The sequence below is a fragment of the Desulfobacula sp. genome, from assembly GCF_014237455.1.
Lineage (GTDB): Bacteria > Desulfobacterota > Desulfobacteria > Desulfobacterales > Desulfobacteraceae > Desulfobacula.
Window position 1 is genome coordinate 20,974 of record NZ_JABZFL010000089.1, and the last position, 19,469, is coordinate 40,442.

A 19,469-nucleotide genomic window follows, 5' to 3' on the forward strand; every position below is an offset into this window, starting at 1 on the left:
GCCACGGGTTTTATTTTAAGGGAAAGTTTATGGATGATTTTCTGGACAGGGTGTGGGACCTGATTTATGGTTTTTTGCAAAGCACGGTGGTGTTTCTGGATGCTTTGTTTTCTCCCCTAGAGATTTTAGGCCCCGGGGTTGTGATATTTCTCCTTGCCTTTATAGTTGTCATTATAACAAGAATCATAGCACGATTTTATGTGACCAAAAGATATGTACGCCTGGAAAAGGAATACCTGCATTGGCAGGGTGTGAGAAAAGAGGCAATGAAGCATCCTGACAGGGAAAAAGGCAAAGCCCTGGCAAAAAATATCGACCAGGCCCAGTTAAACAGGGCCTACTATGATTATTTCTTTGAAGGAATATTAAAGCATTTTATCGGCAATGTCCTTCCCATATTGTTGATGGTTGCCTATGTGGCAAAGGTGTATACACCCCAAACCCTTTTAAGTCGGTTTGGAGAAGAATGGGTATTTTCCTTTTCTTTTGGGTCTTCATCTCAGACGAATGTCGGTTCCATGCTCTGGTTTGTTGTTTGTCTTATTTTGTCATTTATACTCTTTGCAGTATTAAAAATGGTCTTTAAAAAACGATATGCCAAAAAAGAATCCGTATAATATAAAGCGGTTTTTAAAATTCCTCCCGGCAATGACTATTGCAGGTTTGATCTTACTGCCCATAGATGTATCTGCCACTCAGCTTCACTCGAATTCGGAAGGGATTATCACCCACCAGGTGGGACATCTTTTTTTTCTTTTTTCCATGGTGGCCCTTATTTTTACCATCACGGGCAAGGGATTGGATAAACAAAAAGGCTGGCGCCTGATTCAATACTCGGCCTTCTTTTTTATCCTCTGGAATCTGGATGCCGTTGCAGCCCATTTTTTTGATAACCAGATCAATGCCGTAAAAATTGAGAATATATCCTTTGGGAAAATGAGGATCATCACCAACAATGATTCATCCCTGCTCGCCTGGTTTTATTATATTTTAAAACTGGATCACCTTTTATGTGTGCCTGCCATGCTGCTTCTTTACAGGGGACTTTCACATCTTGTTGATGACCAAAGGCAGATGATGGTGAAAAAGGACACCCCATGATTGCTTCGTTTATTCCCATACTGGCAGTCGATGTTTTAGGCTCTGTAGCCATGGTGGTGATTTCGCTTCTATCGCTTTACAAGGCAAAAATATTACGGGAGATGGACCCGGATAATGCAGTCTTTCATTATCTGCTATGGATCAGTATGGGACTCACAATTTTTTCCGTATCAAGATCCTTCGGTCATATATTAAAACAGTTTTTAGTTCTCACTTCAAATGCAGGCACCTGGCATTCCATCAGTGCCTTTTCAGGAAGTGTGAACACTGTTTCTTTTATGCTGGTAGGCCTGATCACCCTTTTTTTCAACCAGAGCTGGAAGATTAACGAGAAAATTCTTACGGGCAGGAAAAAGCTTGAAGACATCCATATTGAACTCATGGATCTGAATCAGACCCTTGAGAATAAAGTGGTTGAGAGAACAGAAAGGCTCACAAGCAGTGAGCATAAATGCCGCAGAATATTTGAACAATCCCTGGATACCATTATTGTTACAGACAGTGAATTTAAGATCATGGAGATTAACCCGGCCGGGATCGCATTGACCGGGTATGCTCGCGACGAAATGATCATGAAAAAAATGACGGCAGGCAAGTTTTTTGCCGATCCTTCCGAATGGGAAAGAATCAGTAACAAGATCGGTTCAAAAGAATATATTTTAAATGAGGAAATCGAATTTTTAAAACCGGACAATGAATCCCTACTGGTTCTGATGACCGGCGGCATTGATTACGGAGCGTTCGGATGTGCAAAAACCTATCATTTCATCATCAAGAATATAAATGAAAAAAGGCAGATGGAACGGCAAATCGCTCAGGCAGACAAGTTTGCCGCATTGGGAGAATTGTCTGCTGGTGTGGCCCATGAAATAAACAATCCTTTGGGAATTATCCTTGGATATACACAGCTTTTGTTAAAACTGGAGCCCAAACATAAAGATGATTTAAAAATTATAGAAAAACACGTACAGAATTGCAAAACAGTTGTATCTGATCTTCTTTCTTTTTCGCGAAAAGGCTCTTCCGAATTGAGTATTATTGACATCAACAAGGTGGTTGATGGTGTGGCCAAATTTTTATCCAACCATTCTGATTTCAGGAATGTTGAAATGTCGCTGAATCCTTATACGGGAGACAGGCTTAATATCCTTGGAAATGAACAGGAGCTTGGACAGGTGATTGTAAATCTTTTAATCAATGCCTGTCACGCAGTTGATGGAAAAGGAAATATTGATATTACCACTCAGAAAACAGGACAGGACAATATCCTGATTATGGTGAAGGATAATGGAAAAGGGATTGGGAAAAAGAATTTATCCAGGATTTTTGATCCATTTTTCACTACAAAACCGGTTGGTCAGGGTACGGGGCTTGGACTTTCTGTCGGATATGGTATTATTAAACGGCACCAGGGAGATATCCGTGTAAAAAGCAGCGAAGGAAAGGGAACGTTATTCACAATCAGCCTTCCTGCTGATAGAACTATGGCTTAAGTACGACCGGGGGATAAAAATGAAAGCAAGCATTCTTGCAGTTGACGATGAAAAAGACATGACAAGGCTTTTGCAGAGAACCCTTGAACCTGAAATTAACTGCAGGGTTTTCATGGCGTTTTCAGCAAAAATGGCCATGTCGATTCTTGAGCAGGAGGAGTTTGACCTGGTCATTTGTGATATCAGGATGCCGGGTATGGACGGGTTTGAACTGCTTGAGCATATACGGTCAAATTATCCCGATTTGACAGTGGTCATGCTGACCGCTTTCGGCAATATTGAATCTGCTGTAAAGGCCATTAAAAAGGGGGCCTATGATTTTATCCCCAAACCTTTTGAACAGGATGAGATCATTTTTAAAATCCAAAAAGCCCTTGAAAGAAGTTTATTGTTAAAGGAAAATAAACGGCTTTTAAAGGAAAAAGAGATCAGGCCCTCACATTTGATTGGGAAAAGTGAACCCATGCAAAAGGTGTTTGATCAAATCAGCCTGGTTGCATCAAGTGATGTTACCGTGTTGCTCACAGGAGAATCAGGAACGGGAAAAGATCTGGCCGCAAGATCCATACACGCCTTAAGCCCGCGAAAAGATAAAAGGTTTATCCCTGTCAACTGCCCGACCATTCCGGAGCTCATCCTGGAAAGTGAATTGTTCGGTTATAAACAGGGCGCATTTACCAATGCCACCCGGGACAAGAATGGGCTTTTCCAGGAGGCGGACAAGGGAACGATTTTTCTGGACGAAATCGGGGATATAGGGTCTTCCATCCAGACAAAATTATTAAGAGTCCTCCAGGAAAAGGAAATAAAACCCCTTGGGGACACAAAAGTAAAAAAAGTGGATGTGCGGATCATTGCATCCACCAACAGAAATCTTAAACAGAAGATTGCCGACCATGAATTCCGCGAGGATTTTTTTTACCGGTTGAATGTCCTTCCCATTGAACTGCCGCCGTTAAGAGACAGAATAACCGATATTCCGATCCTTGCCGAACACCTTGTGGCAAAGCATTGCAAAAAGTTGAAAAAAGAATTGAAAACGATTTCCGAAGAGGCAATGGATCTTTTGATGAAGCAGCCATGGCCCGGAAATGTAAGGGAGCTTGAAAATGTTCTTGTCCAGGGAATTCTCTATTCAAAAGAGAATATAATTGTCCTGTCTGATATACCCTTAAGGGATGCAGACCCCAAAAAATATGATTCTAAAGAGCCTGACAGCAGCATTTCATCGCTGCCATATAAAGAAGCAAAAGAAAAAGTACTCCATGAGTTTAACCACGATTATATCGGTGCCAAGCTCTCCATGACCACCGGCAATATCACCCGGGCGGCAAAGCGCTGTCATATGGATCGGCAGGCCCTGCAGCAGATCATGAAACGATTCTCCATTGATCCGGAACTTTTTCGCTAACCAAATCTTTAAAGCACTCATAAATTATGATAATTATGCACGTTATTTTAAAATTATGGAGTAATTTTTTTAGTAATAAAATATTATATTTCGATAATTCTAAAAATATAGTTGACAAATCGTTTTTTTAAATTTATATTTGGATCATGGAAGATAAAATTGCAGCAAAAAAATTGGCAGAACTTGGACATATTACTCGACTTTCTATCTTTAGATATCTTGTAAAGGTCGGAGATGAAGGTGCGCCTGTCGGCCAAATTCAAGAAAAACTGAATATCCCCGGGTCTACCCTGTCACACCATATCAGCCGATTGATTTCAGTAGGCTTGATCAGACAGGTAAGAGAGAGTCGGACATTATACTGTATCCCACAGTTTGAGGTTCTTAACGAGCTTGTAGACTTTCTTCAGTCTGAGTGTTGTACCGAAGGAAAATGTAACCCGTAAAATTTTTTTGCTGATATATTTCGAAATATTTAGAAATATAGAATCACTATCATAAAAAGGAGAGTAACATGACAAATGAAATTATAAAAATAGCAAATTTTATGATGGATGCTTTTTTTCACATCTGGCCTTACCTTGTGATCACCATTCCGATTGCAGTAGCAGTAAATATGTCAGGCGCTTCAAAATACATCAAACGTGCTTTTGATGCAGGTCCAATCACGGCCATATTTCTGGCAACCATTGTCGGTGCATTCAGTCCATTTTGTTCCTGCGGTGTTATACCTGTTATTGCTGCCTTATTAATAGGTGGAGTACCGCTACCTCCAGTCATGGCTTTTTGGATAGCATCTCCGTCCATGGACCCTGAAATTTTCTTTTTAAGTGTGGGAACGATTGGATGGAATTTAGCTGTCTGGCGTCTGCTTGGGACTCTTATCCTGAGCCTGTCCGCAGGATTCATAACGCATTTCCTTGTGCAGAAACAATGGATCAGCACTGATGTCCTTAAACGTAAAGGTAGTTTCCGTTCTCAAAACAGACCATCCATGGTTCGAACTATTTGGTCCGGATTTTCAACAAGAGTTAAGAATTTGTTCTCTTGGAAACCTGAAAAATTGATTCCGGCAACAGTCTGTTGTGCTGGTAATGCAAACATAGTCACAGAAATCCAACCTTCGGTTAATTTCAGTTCAAGTCCAACAGCACAAATTGATTGTAATAATTTAGAGGAAGAATCAACTAATTGCGGTTGTGACGGGAAGAAAGATTTCTGGAGGCGTTTATCCAGGGAATCATGGGATGCAACGCTATTGGTAATTAAATTTATGGCCTTGGCTTTTTTTCTTGAAGCGTTAATTATACTTTACGTTCCAGAAGAATGGATAACAACTATTATGGGCCAAGAAAATTCATGGGCTATTTTAACGGCTGCTTTTCTTGGAATTCCTGTCTATACCAGCAATTTAAGTGCTTTGCCAATGGTCAGCGGCCTTCTAACCCAGGGAATGAGCCCAGCTGCTGCCCTATCTTTTCTTATAGCGGGCCCAACTACCACTTTGCCTGCAATGGCTGCCGTTTGGACGCTGGTTAAGTATCGGGTATTCATCCTATATGTTTCACTTTCACTTTTTGGTGCTATTATATTAGGATATCTAAAATTAATTTCGGGATAGTTCTAATATCTGAAACCACTGCCCAGCCTGGAAGGCGTACAAAAATCCTTATTAATCAAGTATCAGTCTTTGGGGATCACATTCCTCCCGCAGGATGGTAAGTTCTGTTTTTGTGGGAGGATCAGCCAGGGTTGCCTTTGAAACATCCATGTTAAATTCCGTATTTTCAAGGATTTTTTCAGGTGTAATACCGGGATAGAATTTATCCAGATACATTTTGCCGGTGTCTTTATCAAATCTCATCACACCCAGATTGGTTACCACGACACTGACACCGCCGGGTCTTAACCCTGCTTTTTGTCGGCTGTTATTTCCTTCAAGTTGCCCGGGGCTTGTGAGATAATCAAGTTTTTTAACAAATTTACGTTTTTCGTGCTGCATAAATGCAATGCACCGGGGGACAAAACTTGCCACATCACACCCGCCACCGCTGCCTGAAAATCGGATTTCAGGAGAATGATAGTCCCCGATGCAGGTGGTGTTCAGGTTTCCGTAACGATCTATCTGGGCGGCACCTAATATAGCGATGACTTTTTTTCCTGTTATCGGGTTCTGCATGGTGGCAAAGGCATCTGTCAGCCTGGAATTTGCAGCAGCCCAGTACATGATTCGAGGGTCTGCAACTGCAAAGGGCAGTTCTTCCAAAAGGGAATCTATGGCTCCGGTTTCAAAAAAAATCACACTGTCGGGCGCATTGATGTTCTTGGCTGCCATAGCTGCCAGCATTGAAATACCGGTGCCGCTGAAAACAATATCCCCGTTTTTTATTTCTCTTGCCGCCATAATGGTCATGATTTCCCTGGGGGTATAAGGTTGAATTGTTTTCATGTTAATCCCTTTTCATATTAACCGAGTAACCGGTTCTTGGATCTGCCGTGATCGTATCAATTCTTTTTTGGCCGATGATCTCTAAAAATGCCTCATGGTCTTTAGCGCCATAAATATATTTGTTTTGATAGTTTTTGAATTTATCCGAATTTTTTGCTGCAATTGCAAATTTGCGCAAATATTGAGAATCATAGTCATAGTGGCCAAATACTGCAGTGGGGTAGGCACCCAGAGGAACATGGCAGACCGCTGACACATGGATAAAGGGGATCTGATTCAAGTCAGGGTTCTGTCTTAATTCTTCCTTAGTGACAAGTTGTTCACAAGTAACAATAACATGTTTGGATGCCTTTACCTGTTCGATGTCAGCAAATGCAAGTCCTTGCATACTACAGGTTCCCGTGGCATCAGCTTTTTGAACATGAATGATGGTGATATCCGGATTGATGGCCGGTACCAGGACCACTTTGGATGCGCCTGTCCAGTTTCCAAAAGGATTGTCTATAACTGTCAGTTTATCATCCACAATTTTAGGATCAGATCTTCTCATGGATTTGGAAAATCCCCATTTTGTCAGTATATCCGATCCAAATCCTGAAAGCGTGGGCAAAAAAGGCACCCCCATGGCACCTGCTGTAAATCTCAGGCTCATCATGTAATTTGAATAGTCTTCAAACAATATTTCATTATTCTGGATGGCCCTGGCAAATCGAATACAGGTGGGTGCAGCTTTCCCATTTCCGGCGTAGGCTATTTCCAGCTTTGAAATACAGCCTGCTCCAATGAGTTCATCCAGACCTGTGCCATTGGAGTGGGCATATAAATGCAGGTCAGAAATTTTCTGCCTGATAATTTCATAAACTGCTGCCATGGGATTTCGGTTTATGGTAAATCCCCCAATGGATATATGGGAGCCGTTTTTTACATATTGTTCAATGGCCTGTTTAAGGGGTATTACCTTGTTTAAGCTATTTGTCATTGGTCATACCTGTGTTGGTGGTTGGTGTAACGGAATAAAATTTCTGGAGCGCGCAAGCCAGGATCAAAGCAATTAAACCTGCAACATCGGCCCAGTATGCCGGCCAGAAAAGACCGATGGCCGCCAGCCAGAAAAGAAGAGTTTCAATAAGAGTGGCTTTTCGTAAGAAAAATCTTTCCAGGGCAGATGCAAAGGCAAACAGACCAAGGGTTGTGGTTATCATGGTTAGAATTACCTCCCAGTGGAACAGCTCGTAATTATCCCCCATGCCTAAAAGTGGTCTGTATGCCATGACAATGGGGATGATGTAAAGTCCTTTTGCCAGTTTCCAGGAGGTAAAGGCGGTTTTCATGGGATTGGCCCCAGCAATTCCTGCTCCGGCAAAACTGGCAAGGCTGACAGGCGGCGTAACATTGGCATCCTGGGAATACCAGAACACGATCATATGGGCGACCATGATGGGAACCCCCATATCAAGCAGAGCCGGTCCTGCCAGTGTGGCCAGAACAATATAACTGGCAGTGACAGGAAGCCCCATGCCAAGCACCAGGGAGGCACCGCCAATCAGGAGAATGGCCAGAACCTTTATCCCGTAACTCAGTTCAAGGACAAGGCTTGAGAACTTAAGCCCCATACCGGTGAGGCTTACCATGCCCACGATGATGCCGGCGGCTGCGCATGCCACAGAGACCATAACAGCATTTTTGGCACCATTTTCAAGTGCTTTAACAATTGATTTGAACTGGCCCGTGCTGAATTGGATCAGGCTTGGTTTATTGTTGCCGTTCACTATCCAGCGGATAGAATTTGCCATGACACTGATGGCAAGCGTGCTGATTACCGCAATAAATCCGGCCATCATAGGGGAATAATTTGACACGAGGACATAAATCAATATCAGGACCGGAATAATAAAATGCAACCCTTCTTTAAGCACTTTCATGATTTTTGGAAGGTTTTCTTTTGATTCGCCTTTTAAACCGTATTTCTGGGCTTCATAATGAACAAATATCAACACGGTAAGATAATACATGATGGCCGGTGCCAAGGCTACTTTGATGATGGTCAGATAGCTTGTGTTGGTAAACTCGGCCATTAAAAAAGCGCCTGCTCCCATAATGGGCGGCATCATCTGTCCCCCGGTTGAGGCAGCGGCCTCAATAGCCCCTGCCACGTGGGGACGGTACCCTACTTTTTTCATCATGGGTATGGTAAAAGAGCCTGTGGCAGCAACATTGCCAACTGCAGACCCGGAGACCGACCCCATAAATCCTGAAGCAACCACTGATGCCTTTGCAGGGCCCCCTGAGAAACGACCGGTAAGGGCATAGGCCATATCAATGAAAAACGCTCCACCTCCCGTGGTTTCCAGGATGGCACCGAAAAGAACGAAAACAAAAACAAAAGTGGCTGCCACACCAATGGGAAGACCAAAAATTCCTTCAGTGGTCAGCCAGAGCGTGGTGGTAATCCGTTCAATGCTGTACCCTTTGTGGATGATCAGGTCGGGCATATAGGGCCCGAACATGGCATAAGCAATGCCGAGAGCACAAATCCCCGTCATAATATTCCCAATGACCCTGCGGCAGGCTTCCAGCACCAGAAGCGTTCCGATAATACTGACGATTCGATCACTTAGAAGCCAGTCTCCCTGGCGTTCAAAAATGGCAGTAAGATCGTTGATAATATAAAAAGTACAGTATATGGATAACCCGACCAGAATCCAGTCCAGAAAGAGCCAGAAAGAAAATTTATCTTTTCTGATTTTTAAAAAAGCGGGTTTAAGTAAAAACGTCAGGCTGAGAATGGCCCCCAGATGGATGGATCGCTGAACCAGGGCTGTCAGTGCGGCCACACCCGCCGTATAGAGCTGGTAAAGGCTCAGGCTCACAGCAATGACCATGATAATCCATGTGGTTATTTTTATCAGGGTTTGATTGGCATCTGCCGGATCAAAATTTTTTGTAGAATCTTTGCCTTGACCTGTTTTAATATTTTCAACCATCGTGTTCCTTTGCATATATTTGTGTACACAACTTTTATTTGTATAATTGGGGACTGCCTTTAAGGGCTCGCCATATTAGATAAAGCATGCTTCTGGATTTCCCTGAAAACCTTACGGCCTTGTGGGCAATTGTGTCAGAAAGATTATAGCGTCTGTCCCGCAAGATAATGGTATGGTCTACTCCAGGGCTTCCCACCCTTAATATGAAATCACCGGTTGGCATGTGCATATCTGTAATCGCTTCATAAACACCTTTTTTTACCTTCCGTCCCACTCCGGGCATTTGACCCATACCTGCACCAAATTTTTCATAGCGTTCCTCTTCAATATAGATTTTGCCCGTCTCATCCATGCTGTGTTCTTCCCAGATAGGGGCATTCTCAACCGAGTGGTAATAATGGATGGTAAACCTTTCTCCTGGTTTAAGAGGCAGAACAAGCACGGGTTTTTTTTCTTTTACCAGGGTGACATGAAGTTCCAGGCCGCCAGGCGTCAGCCAGGCAGTCAGGATCAGTGATAAAACCAGGCCAAGCACACAGAAAATAATAATTGAACTCGACCTGGTCATTTTTTATTCTCCTTAAGGAATCAGCCGTGCAGGTACGGCAATATTCTTTTCTTTTAAATACTTGATTGTGCCGGGATGTAATGGAATAGGCGCATACTTAACTGCATTTTCAGGTGTGGTAAAAGCAGCCAAAGGATGAATCTTAACCAGATAGTCATTATGTTCATACAGCGCCTTAACCAGGTTGTAGACCAAATCCGTATCCAGAGATTTCTGAGCGATTATTACATTCATTACCCCGATTGTAGGTACGGCTTTGTCAACACCTCTATATGCGCCGGCGAACAGATCTACTGACGTGTAAGCCTTGTTGTACGCAACGATCTTTTTTGTTTGCTCCGGTGTGAATTCTATAACGCTGATATCATGGGTGGTTGACAAATCCAGAATAGAGCTGGTAGGTGGTCCTACACACCAGAAACCTACTTCAATTGTACCGTCTCTCAAAGCGTTAGCGCTTTCAGTAAAGGAGAGTCGGCTGTCTTTAAATGAGTCCAGAGGAATTCCTAATGCCTTGAATACAGCTTCAGCCATAAAATTGGTACCGCTGCCCGGACTTCCGGTGCTGATGTTCCTCCCTTTGAGCTGCTCGATGTTGGTGATACCGCTCTTTTTCAGAGTTACCACCTGTAGCACGTTTGGATACATAATGGCCATTGAAAGAATGTTGTGTTTTTTGCCTTTAAATTTTGACAGCCCTTCATATCCGGCTATGACGGTGTCAGCCATAACCTCACCAATCACGGTTTCTCCTTTATGGGCCAGTTTTACATTCTCAACACTGGCACCGGTTACTTCGGCAACTGCCCTCACCCCTTTTACATACTTTGACCAGATTTCAGCTACACCGCCGCCGTATGGATAATAAACGCCACCGGTCCCACCGGTTCCGATACTGATAAAGGTTGTTTTTGCAACTACCGCCCCTGTAAAAACAAGGGTTAAGAATAAAATGGACAAGATGATATGTGTTCGTTTCATTGGGCAAATCTCCTTATTTAAATTTAGATATTACTTGCTCATGGTTTTGATGATCAGATCAATTTTTCCGGCTGCTCCGGCAACTCCCTTGACAGGATAGGTGAATTTTGCAGTATCACCTGGTTTTATAAGGCCTTTTTTGATTTTTCGGGGAAGAAGCCCGCCAACAGCCTTGCCATTTTCAAGAAAGATATTGACCTTGAACCGCTGGTCTTCATTACTGATGTTTTTGACGGCTACATTAAAATGAAGCGTATTTGCACCAGCCCATTTTTTAATAACACATGAAAAATTTTCCAAAGAGGCTTCAGGCGCAATTATCTTGTTTAAATCTGAATCTTTGGCACAGGAAAAGACTTCTCCGGGTTTGGGAGTGGGAGTTACCGTCATACATCCGGTCAGGGCAAGCACCCCTGCTGCGAAAATTAGCAATAACCATGAAAATTTAATTTTACTTTGATTCATAAGATTCTCCTTATTTAATAATTGATAGATTTTAGTGCACCCCGTTTTAGGCAATAACTTTATAAATAATTGCAATCATGGTGCCAGAGGGTATTTATTTTTTTTATGTCGTTATTTTAACAGGTTATACAGACACCGGGAGGTGTTAACCATGGCCCGGATAAGAAAAGTGTGCGGTTTTGCCTCAGGTTTTCGGGCGAAAACCGCACAGTCATTCAAGTCCTGTTCACCTTTAAAAGCATCATCATCTGACAATCTGGTTAGCCATGACAAGGACGGACATGGGAATCTGGATATTGATTTTTCTGGCAGTCTTCATATTCACTGAAACATGATAATGATCAAGGACAGAAGAGGGAATATCCGAAGGATTCTTTCCGTTTAAAATAAGTATGGCTTTTCTGGCTGCAATTCTTCCCAGTTCATAATATTTGGGGACAAAGCCCATCAGAACGCCGTCTTCAGGAACCATGCTCCCGACTGAGGACAGGGATGGGATCTTGTATGTGTTTACCGTTTCCATGATTTTCTCTCCCAAAAACTTGATCATGGAATCTGCCGGGAGAAAAACAGCGTCAACCTTGTTTTTCATTTGGGGCAGAATTTTTAAAATGTCCTTTTCCTGAGAGATCCTGTATTCTTTGAGGGAAAAGTTAAGCCTGTTTTCCAGCCGTTTTACATTGTTTCGCTGAATAATGGAGTTCTGCTCTTTAGGGTTATAAATAATTCCCAGCTTTTTGTAAGTGATGACTTTTTTCAAGGTCTTTAACTGGTGTATCACTGATACTTTGTTGCTGGCACCGGTGGCATTGTTTTTGGAGCTCTCCCAGGAGGCTATGATTCCTGATCCAACCGGCCGGCTGACAATATTAAAAACAACAGGCGTATCCTTGATCCTTAATAAAACAGCTTTGGTAGCTGTCGTGCCGAAAACATAAATGATATCAACCGGAGTGTTTTGAATCTGCGTTATTATTTTTTGGAGTCGAAAATTATCCTGATCAGCATAGTATTTGGTCAATGCTATATCATAGGTGCTTTTATCCAGTTCATCAATAAACCCTTTTTCTGCAATGGTTTCACCGCGCCATGTAATCATTGCAATACGGTATTCCTTCGCAATGACAGGGCCAGGAAAAATAATAAAAAAAATCAGAACCCAGATACCTGGAATAAAACCAAAGAAAAAAGGCAGTAAACGTCTGTGGGGAAATAGTTGGATCATTTGTTCTGTCTTTTGTTTTCCTTTTCTAATTTGTTTATCCTGCGTGTCAGGGAATACCGGCTGATGTCAAGCAGGCGGGCGGCATTGGTCTTATTCCCTTTTGTCTGTCTTAAGGCATCATCAATGATTTGTTTTTCAACTTTTAACAAGACCGCATCAATGGGAGTATGGGTTTTTTCCCGGCCATGATTTTCCTGATCCCCAAATTTTAACTTAGGAGCTCCTGGATTTTTATAATCCAGCATTTCCCGGGGCAGAAGGTCTTTATCAACTGTTTGACCCGTGCAGAATATAACTGCCCGCTCAATGACGTTTCTTAACTCCCTGACATTTCCATGCCAGGGATAGGCATTAAAAATGTCTTCAACTTCAGGCAGCAGGGTTTTGGGTCTCTTTCCCATATCCCTGGAGAATTCCTCCAGAAAATAATTGCTTAACGCCAGGATGTCGTCTGTGCGTTCCCTTAAAGGGGGGGCGTGAATGGAAACAACATTTAAACGATAATAAAGGTCTTTTCTGAACTTTTTCTTTTCAATTGCCTTTACAAGATCCTGGTTTGTGGCGGTAATAATTCTGACATCCACTTTGATATCCTTGCCGCTCCCGAGCCGTTTAAACTGCTTTTTTTCCAGAAATGTAAGCAGTTTGGCCTGGATAGACAATGGCATTTCTGCGATCTCGTCCAGAAAGACCGTCCCATTGTTGGCAATCTCCAACAATCCTTTTTTCTGCTGTTTTGCATCGGTGAAAGCCCCTTTTTCATACCCGAAAAGTTCGCTTTCAATTAAATTTTCCGGCAAAGATGCGCAATTGATTTCCATAAAAGGGGCTTTGTTTCTTTTGCTCTTAAAGTGGATCGCACTTGCAACAAGTTCCTTGCCCGTGCCGCTTTCTCCCAGGATAAGCACAGTGGTATGATCTGTTTTGGAAAGGACTTCAATCTGTTTGTATATCTTCATCATTTTATCGCTTTTTCCCACCAGGTCGCAGAATCGGTATATTTTGCGCTGTTGATACCTGAGATATTCCACCTCCCTTTTTAATACCTGGCTCTTAATGGCCTGGCCCACCAGTTTTTTTAATTCTTCCAGCTCAAAGGGTTTGTTGATAAAGTGAAAAGCCCCGCATTTTACCGCTTCAACAGTGATTTTTGTGTCACCAAATGCCGTCATGATGATCACGGCAATATCCGGGTCATATGAGGTGATTTTTTTTAAAACCTCAATCCCATTTATTCCCGGCAGCCTTAAGTCCAGAAGTACAACAACAGGATAAAAAGCTGATATTAATTCAAGGGCCTGTTCTCCACTGTTAGAAATCTTAACCAGGTAGCCGTCTTCTTCAAAATCCATTTTTAATGACCGGCAAAGGACTTCTTCATCATCGACAATAAGAATTCTTTCTTGTGCCATGTTTTTACTTCCTTTTCTCTTGTCTTTCCCAAATCGTTTCAGACAGAATATTTTGGGAATTATCAGCTATGGGGATAATAAGGGTGACGTGACACCCCTTGCCTTCTTTGCTGTCAATGTAAATAAAAGCGTTGTTTTTTTCCAAAAGTTTATGGACAATGGAAAGCCCTAAGCCCGTACCATTGGGATCGGTTGTAAAGAAGGGATTAAATACCCGGGAGAGGTTTCCCTCTTTTATTCCAGAACCGGTATCCTTGAAAGAGACAGCCATAAATTGATTTTCCATTGAAAAACCCGGATCAAAGGACTGGGTGATTTTTTCCTTAATTCTGTCCTGGTCCCTTACCATTTTCATGGAAATAGTAAGGGTGCCACCCTTTGGCATGGCCTTAACAGCATTCAGCATCAGGTTTAAAAATACCTGTTGAATCTGTTCCTTGTCAAGAAAGGCACTTGGGACATTATGATCATATTTTTGAATAATTTTGATATTCAGTTTTTTTATTTTTTCCATCAATAGGTCAAGGGTTCTTTTAAGTACAATTTTTAGATCCACAGGCCCGGGAAAGGTGGGGGAAGGGCCTGAGAATTTTAAAAGATCCGTAACAATTGCGTTGAGCCGGTTTATTTCACTTAAAACGCCTTCAATAAGAACCTGTTGTGAAGGGCTGGTCAGTTTTTTTGCCAATACCTGGATACTTGTTTTCATCCCTGCAAGGGGATTTCTGATCTCATGGGCAATTCCGGCAGACAATTCTCCTAAAGAGGCCAGTTTATCAACCCTTACCATTAATTCTTCCATTCGTTTTCTAAGGGTAATATCCCTGATATCGGCAATGGCCCCGATGATGTTGCCCCCACTGTCATTGAGCAAAGAGGTGTTGATTTCAATGAAAACAGGCTCGCCTTGTTGATTTAAATAATCTATGACCTGATGTTCTATTTTTTCTTTTTTCCCAAGAGTCAGCATTAACAAAGCCAGGGATTTTTTTATTCTTGCAGGGGTGTTCCCTGGAGCCTTATTATCAATTAATTCCTTTGATAAGGAAAAGATTTTTTTTGCACTTTTGTTAATCGAGGTTAACTTTCCCTCTCGGTTCACGGTAATAATACCGCTGGATACGCTTCTGAAGATATCATCACTAAAGGTTTGGAGTTCAACAATTTTCTGCATGCTTGTTTTTAACCTTGCAGCCATCTTGTTGAATTCTCTTGCCAGGCCCTGGAGTTCATCCGATGACTCCACTCGAATTGCCTGATCCAGATCCCCTGCTCCAATAGCCCTGGCCCCGGTGATCAACTGGCTGATGGGCTGAGTAAGGCTTTTGACAAACAGGAGTGAAACAAAAATGATCAGGGCAATGATCAAGGCGGAGAATGTCATCATGCTCTGCCGAAGTTTAATAATATCAGCCATGACCTCTGACCGCTGCAATGTAATTCCCACGCTCCAGTTTTTTATTCTGCACGGGGAGAACACTATATATTTTTTGTTTTTTTTAAACAGGTATTCCCCAAACCCGCGTTCTCCCGACTCCATTTTTTTTATAATGTCTGCAAGCTTTGCATCCCCGTCTTCAAGAAAGGTGTTTTTTAAATTCAGACTCTGGTCCGGGTGGTATATGAGATACCCTTTGTCATTGAGCAGAAAAGAATACCCCTGGGTGCCGATCTTTAAACTTGAAACAAACAGGGTAAAGGAGGACAGCCTGATTTCAAAGACAAGGATTCCTACAGGTTTTGTTCTATCCTCAAAATCATATACCTTTTTTGAAAGGATCAAAAAGGAATTGGTAAAGGATTCATCCATGATGATGTCTGATAAAAATATGTCTTTTTCAAGCGCGGTTTTGAACCAGTCAGGGGTATTAAACAAGCTGGATTTTTTATCGCTGTCCCGCGGGATGGTCAATATGGACCTGCCTTGAAGATCGATCAGGTAAATTCGCTTATAATATCGATTTTTTTTTTCATATTCTTCAACCAGCCTTTTGGCAGTGTCCAGTTTTTGGCCAAATTCAAACTGGAGAAAAGAAAGCTGGATAAAGGGAAAATTTGATAACAGATCGATATCTTTTTCAACCACATCGAAAAATGTATCAATCTGCTGGGCAGTCTTGTCTGCCAGATTTCCCAATTGTTCGCTGGTCTGTAATAAAAGTGCGTTTGATGTACTTTTATAAGCAAAGTACCCCACAACAATCAGCGGCATCACGCCTAAAATGACAAAGATGGCAATGAACTTTGAGCGGATGCTGGAAAATAGATGATCCAGCGAAAAAAAATTGCTTTTCAAGTAACACCCCCATGGTATTTTAAGCCTGCCAAGTGTGTTTCTATATAGTTTGGTTACTACCTGTCCATGGGATAGTCAAGATCAATACATGAGTTGGGGTAAAAACAGTATAATTTTTGGAAAGATGATCAGGATGATCACTCCGACAATAACAGCGATCAGGAAGGGGAAGATTCCCTTGAATATTTTTTCCAGAGGAATTTCCTGTCCCAGTACGTTCTTTGCAACTCCGTAAACCACATAGACGTTGATGCCGACGGGAGGCGTGATAACCCCCATTTCTGTTACCATAACGATGATGATGCCAAACCAGATGGGATCATATCCAAGTTCCATGACAACGGGAAAGAAAATAGGAACGGTTAAGGTTACAAAAGCCAGGGCATCCATGAAACATCCGCCGATGAAATAGATCATAATGACTACCGCCATGACCAGGAACGGCGCCAGTTGAAGCTCACTGACCCAGCCGGCAATTTCAAAGGGAATTCTTGTGACGGCTAAGAATTTTCCAAAAATAACTGCACCGGCGATGAGCATCATAACCATGCATGAGGTTCTTAAAGTTTCCATCATGGATTTGACAAAACCTGCCCAGGAGATCTGTTTTCTTATTATTGCAATGACAAGTATACCGAAAGCACCGATTGCAGCCGCCTCTGTCGGTGTAAAAAGACCGATGAAAATGCCGCCGATAACAAGGGTAAATACAGCCAGGGTTTCACCAAGGCCCAGCAGCGCCTTGAATTTTTCCGTCCAGGTAAATTTTTTTCCGGGAGGACCTTGTTCAGGATTAATACGGCATTTGATGTAAATGGCAATAATGAAAAGAATGGTGACAAGAATGGCCGGAAAAATTCCGGCAACAAATAATTGACCAATGGACTGCTCTGTCAGGATACCGTAAATGATCAGGACAACACTGGGCGGCATGATCATGCCAATCCCACCGCCTGATGCAACAGATCCTGTTGCCAGCTCATCATCATAATTATATCGTTTCATTTCAGGAAGACCCACCGTTGCCATGGTTGCTGCTGTTGCAGGACTGGAACCGCAGACCGCACCAAAGGCTGTACAGGCAGAAACAGTAGCCATGGCAAGACCGCCCCTGGTACTTCCCATGAATTTGTAGCCGACATCATAAAGACGTTTGCTGATTCCCGAGTTAAACCCGAGCTGTCCCATGAGGATGAATAAAGGAATGGTTGTTAAATCGTATGATCCAAAGACGTCATACACATTTCTGGACAAAAGAGCTAGACCGGCATTGTGTGTAATCATGGTGCTGAATCCCACAAAGCCGACGATGGCCATAACAAAGGCAACGGGCATTCTTGTCAGAAACATGAGGATCATGATGGTAATACCGATGATGCCAATAATTGTTGGACTCATTTTGTTTTTAATTCTCTCAATTGCTTAATATTTTTAAAAATAGCCTCTATTATGGTAATAACGAAGATCAATAAACCGAAAGCGAGCAGGTATATAATGTAGTAAATGGGAAATTCCAGGTTCATGGAGACTTCACCTGTCTCATGTATATCCTTAGCATAAAGAAACATCTGCCAGCTCACAAGGCAGAACAGAAAAAGGGTTAAGGTGCGGGTAAAAAGGTCAATGATCAGTTGAGTTTTTTTAGACAGCAGGCGTACCAGTATTTCTACACCCACATGCCCCTCAACCTTATAGGTGTATGGCAAGGCCGCAGCAACCACGAGAGTGGCCAGAAAACCGACAAGCTCAACAGAACCAAATATGGGATGCTTGAAAAAACGACCGATCACATCAACAACAGTTAACAGCATCATGCCGGTCAGGGCTACTGCACCAATGATTTTTAAAAATCCGGAAAATTTGTCCAGCGCCTTGAAGATAATACTCATAAAATATCCTGCAAAAAAATTAGCCACTTTAATAAATGACCGGCTTTGATACAAAAAGGCCGGTCATTTATTGTGAATTAATATTACATATTCGCTTTGATGAAATCCACAACTGCTTTTCCATCAACACCTTTTTCATTTGCTTTTTTGATATATCCATCGATTACCGGTGCAACAGCAGCTTCCCATTTTTTGGATTCTGCATCGGAAAGACCAACTACTTTTCCACCTTTAGATATAAAGAACGCAAGACCTAATTTGTCTGCTTCATCCCAGGCTTCGCCGTGTTTTATAGACCATTCAGCGTTTATATCTTGAATCGCCTTTTGTGTAGCAGGAGATAGCTTGTTCCATTTGCCTTTGTTCATGAAGACAGCAAAAGTAGTCGTGTAGGCAGTGGAGTAATTTTCAGTCAGATAATGAACAACTTCACCTAATTTCCAGCCTTTGTTAGCTTCAACAGGATGGGAAGAACCGTCAACTACACCTTTTTGAAGCATTTGGTAGCATTCTCTCATGGATTTGCCAACCGGAGATGCACCGAGAGCAGCCTGAACAAGGCCACTGGTTCCGGTCCCTCTGAGTTTAAGGCCCTTCAGTTCTGCCAGGGAAGAAACGGCTTTGTCGCGGGTATGGATAAGCCCTGGTCCATGAGCATGGAGAAACATAACCTTTGTATCGTTAAATTCTTTGGGCTGAAATTTGTTTAAAACAGCATTGGCAACGGCTGTTGCCTGGACACCGCTTTTATAGCCCAAGGGCAGGTCAATGGCAGATGCTACAGTAAAACGGCCCCTTGAATATGCAAGAACCGTCATGCCGATGTCTGCGATACCCTTAACAACACCATCATAAGTTTGCGGGGCTTTTGTAAGGGTTCCTGCAGGAAAATATTTAATAATGACTTCGCCATTGGTTCTTTTTTCTACTTCTTTACACCAGCTGTCTGCAAGTATGCTTTGAATGTGTGTGGGGGGGAAAAAATTAGCATAGGTGAATTCAGTTTTAGCTGTTGCATTGAAAGCAAAAATTGTACTAAAACAAAAAATTAAAAAAGATAAAATCGTAATTCTCTTCATTTTGTTGACCTCCTAAAAAAGTTCATACTGGAGCCAAAAACTAACTTGGGATTCTATAATTTGAATAATACCGCCATGTATTTTGCCCGGGAGATTTCACCTCCTTTCATTGAATT

The 19,469-nt window shown here is 42.3% G+C and carries 18 protein-coding genes; 6 read left to right on the forward strand and 12 right to left on the reverse strand.

Annotated features, from left to right (window positions below; translation table 11 throughout):
• Window positions 1-29 precede the first annotated feature (29 nt).
• From HGJ91_RS12820 to HGJ91_RS12845, 6 genes are all read left to right on the forward strand, one after another.
• Window positions 30-617 carry a hypothetical protein gene (locus tag HGJ91_RS12820; protein ID WP_291348206.1) on the forward strand — a complete coding sequence of 196 codons (588 nt, stop codon included), beginning with the start codon at window positions 30-32 and terminating at the stop codon, window positions 615-617.
• The gene (locus HGJ91_RS12825; RefSeq protein WP_291348207.1) at window positions 595-1,101 is read left to right on the forward strand and encodes a hypothetical protein; all 507 of its coding nucleotides are present in this window, start codon (window positions 595-597) and stop codon (window positions 1,099-1,101) included. Before HGJ91_RS12820 ends, HGJ91_RS12825 begins: the two co-directional genes overlap by 23 nt.
• Window positions 1,098-2,594 carry an ATP-binding protein gene (locus tag HGJ91_RS12830; protein WP_291348208.1) on the forward strand — a complete coding sequence of 499 codons (1,497 nt, stop codon included), beginning with the start codon at window positions 1,098-1,100 and terminating at the stop codon, window positions 2,592-2,594. Before HGJ91_RS12825 ends, HGJ91_RS12830 begins: the two co-directional genes overlap by 4 nt.
• Window positions 2,595-2,613: 19 nt before the next feature.
• Window positions 2,614-4,005: a sigma-54 dependent transcriptional regulator gene (locus tag HGJ91_RS12835; RefSeq protein WP_291348209.1), complete on the forward strand. Its 1,392-nt coding sequence runs from the start codon at window positions 2,614-2,616 to the stop codon at window positions 4,003-4,005.
• Between the two features lie 146 nt (window positions 4,006-4,151).
• Window positions 4,152-4,451, forward strand: coding sequence for a helix-turn-helix domain-containing protein (locus HGJ91_RS12840; RefSeq protein WP_291348210.1), 300 nt, complete (start codon window positions 4,152-4,154; stop codon window positions 4,449-4,451).
• A gap of 68 nt (window positions 4,452-4,519) precedes the next feature.
• Window positions 4,520-5,626 carry a permease gene (locus HGJ91_RS12845; protein ID WP_291348211.1) on the forward strand — a complete coding sequence of 369 codons (1,107 nt, stop codon included), beginning with the start codon at window positions 4,520-4,522 and terminating at the stop codon, window positions 5,624-5,626.
• 51 nt (window positions 5,627-5,677) lie between these two features.
• Here HGJ91_RS12845 and HGJ91_RS12850 read toward each other — a convergent pair whose 3' ends face one another.
• The 12 genes from HGJ91_RS12850 to HGJ91_RS12905 form a co-directional block, all read right to left on the reverse strand.
• On the reverse strand, window positions 5,678-6,454 hold the full coding sequence (locus tag HGJ91_RS12850; RefSeq protein WP_291348212.1) for a CoA-transferase subunit beta: 777 nt from the start codon (window positions 6,452-6,454) through the stop codon (window positions 5,678-5,680).
• Between the two features lies 1 nt (window position 6,455).
• A complete protein-coding gene (locus HGJ91_RS12855) occupies window positions 6,456-7,433 on the reverse strand; it encodes a CoA transferase subunit A (RefSeq protein WP_291348213.1) in 978 nt (325 codons plus the stop codon).
• The gene (locus HGJ91_RS12860) at window positions 7,423-9,438 is read right to left on the reverse strand and encodes a TRAP transporter permease (RefSeq protein WP_291348214.1); all 2,016 of its coding nucleotides are present in this window, start codon (window positions 9,436-9,438) and stop codon (window positions 7,423-7,425) included. The genes HGJ91_RS12855 and HGJ91_RS12860 overlap by 11 nt, the downstream gene beginning before the upstream one ends.
• 34 nt (window positions 9,439-9,472) lie before the next feature.
• Window positions 9,473-10,006, reverse strand: a complete 534-nt coding sequence (locus HGJ91_RS12865) for a DUF1850 domain-containing protein (protein WP_291348215.1) — start codon at window positions 10,004-10,006, stop codon at window positions 9,473-9,475.
• Between the two features lie 12 nt (window positions 10,007-10,018).
• Window positions 10,019-10,987, reverse strand: coding sequence for a TAXI family TRAP transporter solute-binding subunit (locus tag HGJ91_RS12870; protein WP_291348216.1), 969 nt, complete (start codon window positions 10,985-10,987; stop codon window positions 10,019-10,021).
• A 30-nt stretch (window positions 10,988-11,017) separates the two neighbouring features.
• Window positions 11,018-11,452 (reverse strand): hypothetical protein, encoded by a 435-nt coding sequence (locus HGJ91_RS12875; protein ID WP_291348217.1) that lies wholly within the window; start codon window positions 11,450-11,452, stop codon window positions 11,018-11,020.
• 244 nt (window positions 11,453-11,696) lie between these two features.
• Complete coding sequence (locus tag HGJ91_RS12880; RefSeq protein WP_291348218.1) at window positions 11,697-12,551, reverse strand: ABC transporter substrate-binding protein; 855 nt, start codon at window positions 12,549-12,551, stop codon at window positions 11,697-11,699.
• A 122-nt stretch (window positions 12,552-12,673) separates the two neighbouring features.
• Window positions 12,674-14,089, reverse strand: coding sequence for a sigma-54 dependent transcriptional regulator (locus HGJ91_RS12885; RefSeq protein WP_291348219.1), 1,416 nt, complete (start codon window positions 14,087-14,089; stop codon window positions 12,674-12,676).
• A 4-nt stretch (window positions 14,090-14,093) separates the two neighbouring features.
• Window positions 14,094-16,385: a PAS domain-containing sensor histidine kinase gene (locus HGJ91_RS12890; RefSeq protein ID WP_291348220.1), complete on the reverse strand. Its 2,292-nt coding sequence runs from the start codon at window positions 16,383-16,385 to the stop codon at window positions 14,094-14,096.
• An 81-nt stretch (window positions 16,386-16,466) separates the two neighbouring features.
• Window positions 16,467-17,783, reverse strand: coding sequence for a TRAP transporter large permease (locus HGJ91_RS12895; RefSeq protein WP_291348221.1), 1,317 nt, complete (start codon window positions 17,781-17,783; stop codon window positions 16,467-16,469).
• Complete coding sequence (locus HGJ91_RS12900; protein WP_291348222.1) at window positions 17,780-18,274, reverse strand: TRAP transporter small permease; 495 nt, start codon at window positions 18,272-18,274, stop codon at window positions 17,780-17,782. Before HGJ91_RS12900 ends, HGJ91_RS12895 begins: the two co-directional genes overlap by 4 nt.
• Window positions 18,275-18,357: 83 nt before the next feature.
• Entirely contained in the window at window positions 18,358-19,353 is a 996-nt protein-coding gene (locus HGJ91_RS12905) for a TRAP transporter substrate-binding protein (protein ID WP_291348223.1), read from the reverse strand.
• Between the last annotated feature and the right edge of the window lie 116 nt (window positions 19,354-19,469).

What these genes read in the sequence shown, in the direction of transcription:
- HGJ91_RS12900 (WP_291348222.1), bottom strand. Translation starts at nt 18,274, where the DNA reads ATGAGTATTATCTTCAAGGCGCTGGACAAATTTTCCGGATTTTTAAAA.
- HGJ91_RS12895 (WP_291348221.1), bottom strand. Translation starts at nt 17,783, where the DNA reads ATGAGTCCAACAATTATTGGCATCATCGGTATTACCATCATGATCCTC.
- HGJ91_RS12825 (WP_291348207.1), top strand. Translation starts at nt 595, where the DNA reads ATGCCAAAAAAGAATCCGTATAATATAAAGCGGTTTTTAAAATTCCTC.
- HGJ91_RS12860 (WP_291348214.1), bottom strand. Translation starts at nt 9,438, where the DNA reads ATGGTTGAAAATATTAAAACAGGTCAAGGCAAAGATTCTACAAAAAAT.
- HGJ91_RS12885 (WP_291348219.1), bottom strand. Translation starts at nt 14,089, where the DNA reads ATGGCACAAGAAAGAATTCTTATTGTCGATGATGAAGAAGTCCTTTGC.
- HGJ91_RS12835 (WP_291348209.1), top strand. Translation starts at nt 2,614, where the DNA reads ATGAAAGCAAGCATTCTTGCAGTTGACGATGAAAAAGACATGACAAGG.
- HGJ91_RS12850 (WP_291348212.1), bottom strand. Translation starts at nt 6,454, where the DNA reads ATGAAAACAATTCAACCTTATACCCCCAGGGAAATCATGACCATTATG.
- HGJ91_RS12830 (WP_291348208.1), top strand. Translation starts at nt 1,098, where the DNA reads ATGATTGCTTCGTTTATTCCCATACTGGCAGTCGATGTTTTAGGCTCT.
- HGJ91_RS12820 (WP_291348206.1), top strand. Translation starts at nt 30, where the DNA reads ATGGATGATTTTCTGGACAGGGTGTGGGACCTGATTTATGGTTTTTTG.
- HGJ91_RS12865 (WP_291348215.1), bottom strand. Translation starts at nt 10,006, where the DNA reads ATGACCAGGTCGAGTTCAATTATTATTTTCTGTGTGCTTGGCCTGGTT.
- HGJ91_RS12855 (WP_291348213.1), bottom strand. Translation starts at nt 7,433, where the DNA reads ATGACAAATAGCTTAAACAAGGTAATACCCCTTAAACAGGCCATTGAA.
- HGJ91_RS12905 (WP_291348223.1), bottom strand. Translation starts at nt 19,353, where the DNA reads ATGAAGAGAATTACGATTTTATCTTTTTTAATTTTTTGTTTTAGTACA.
- HGJ91_RS12840 (WP_291348210.1), top strand. Translation starts at nt 4,152, where the DNA reads ATGGAAGATAAAATTGCAGCAAAAAAATTGGCAGAACTTGGACATATT.
- HGJ91_RS12875 (WP_291348217.1), bottom strand. Translation starts at nt 11,452, where the DNA reads ATGAATCAAAGTAAAATTAAATTTTCATGGTTATTGCTAATTTTCGCA.
- HGJ91_RS12845 (WP_291348211.1), top strand. Translation starts at nt 4,520, where the DNA reads ATGACAAATGAAATTATAAAAATAGCAAATTTTATGATGGATGCTTTT.
- HGJ91_RS12880 (WP_291348218.1), bottom strand. Translation starts at nt 12,551, where the DNA reads ATGATTACATGGCGCGGTGAAACCATTGCAGAAAAAGGGTTTATTGAT.
- HGJ91_RS12870 (WP_291348216.1), bottom strand. Translation starts at nt 10,987, where the DNA reads ATGAAACGAACACATATCATCTTGTCCATTTTATTCTTAACCCTTGTT.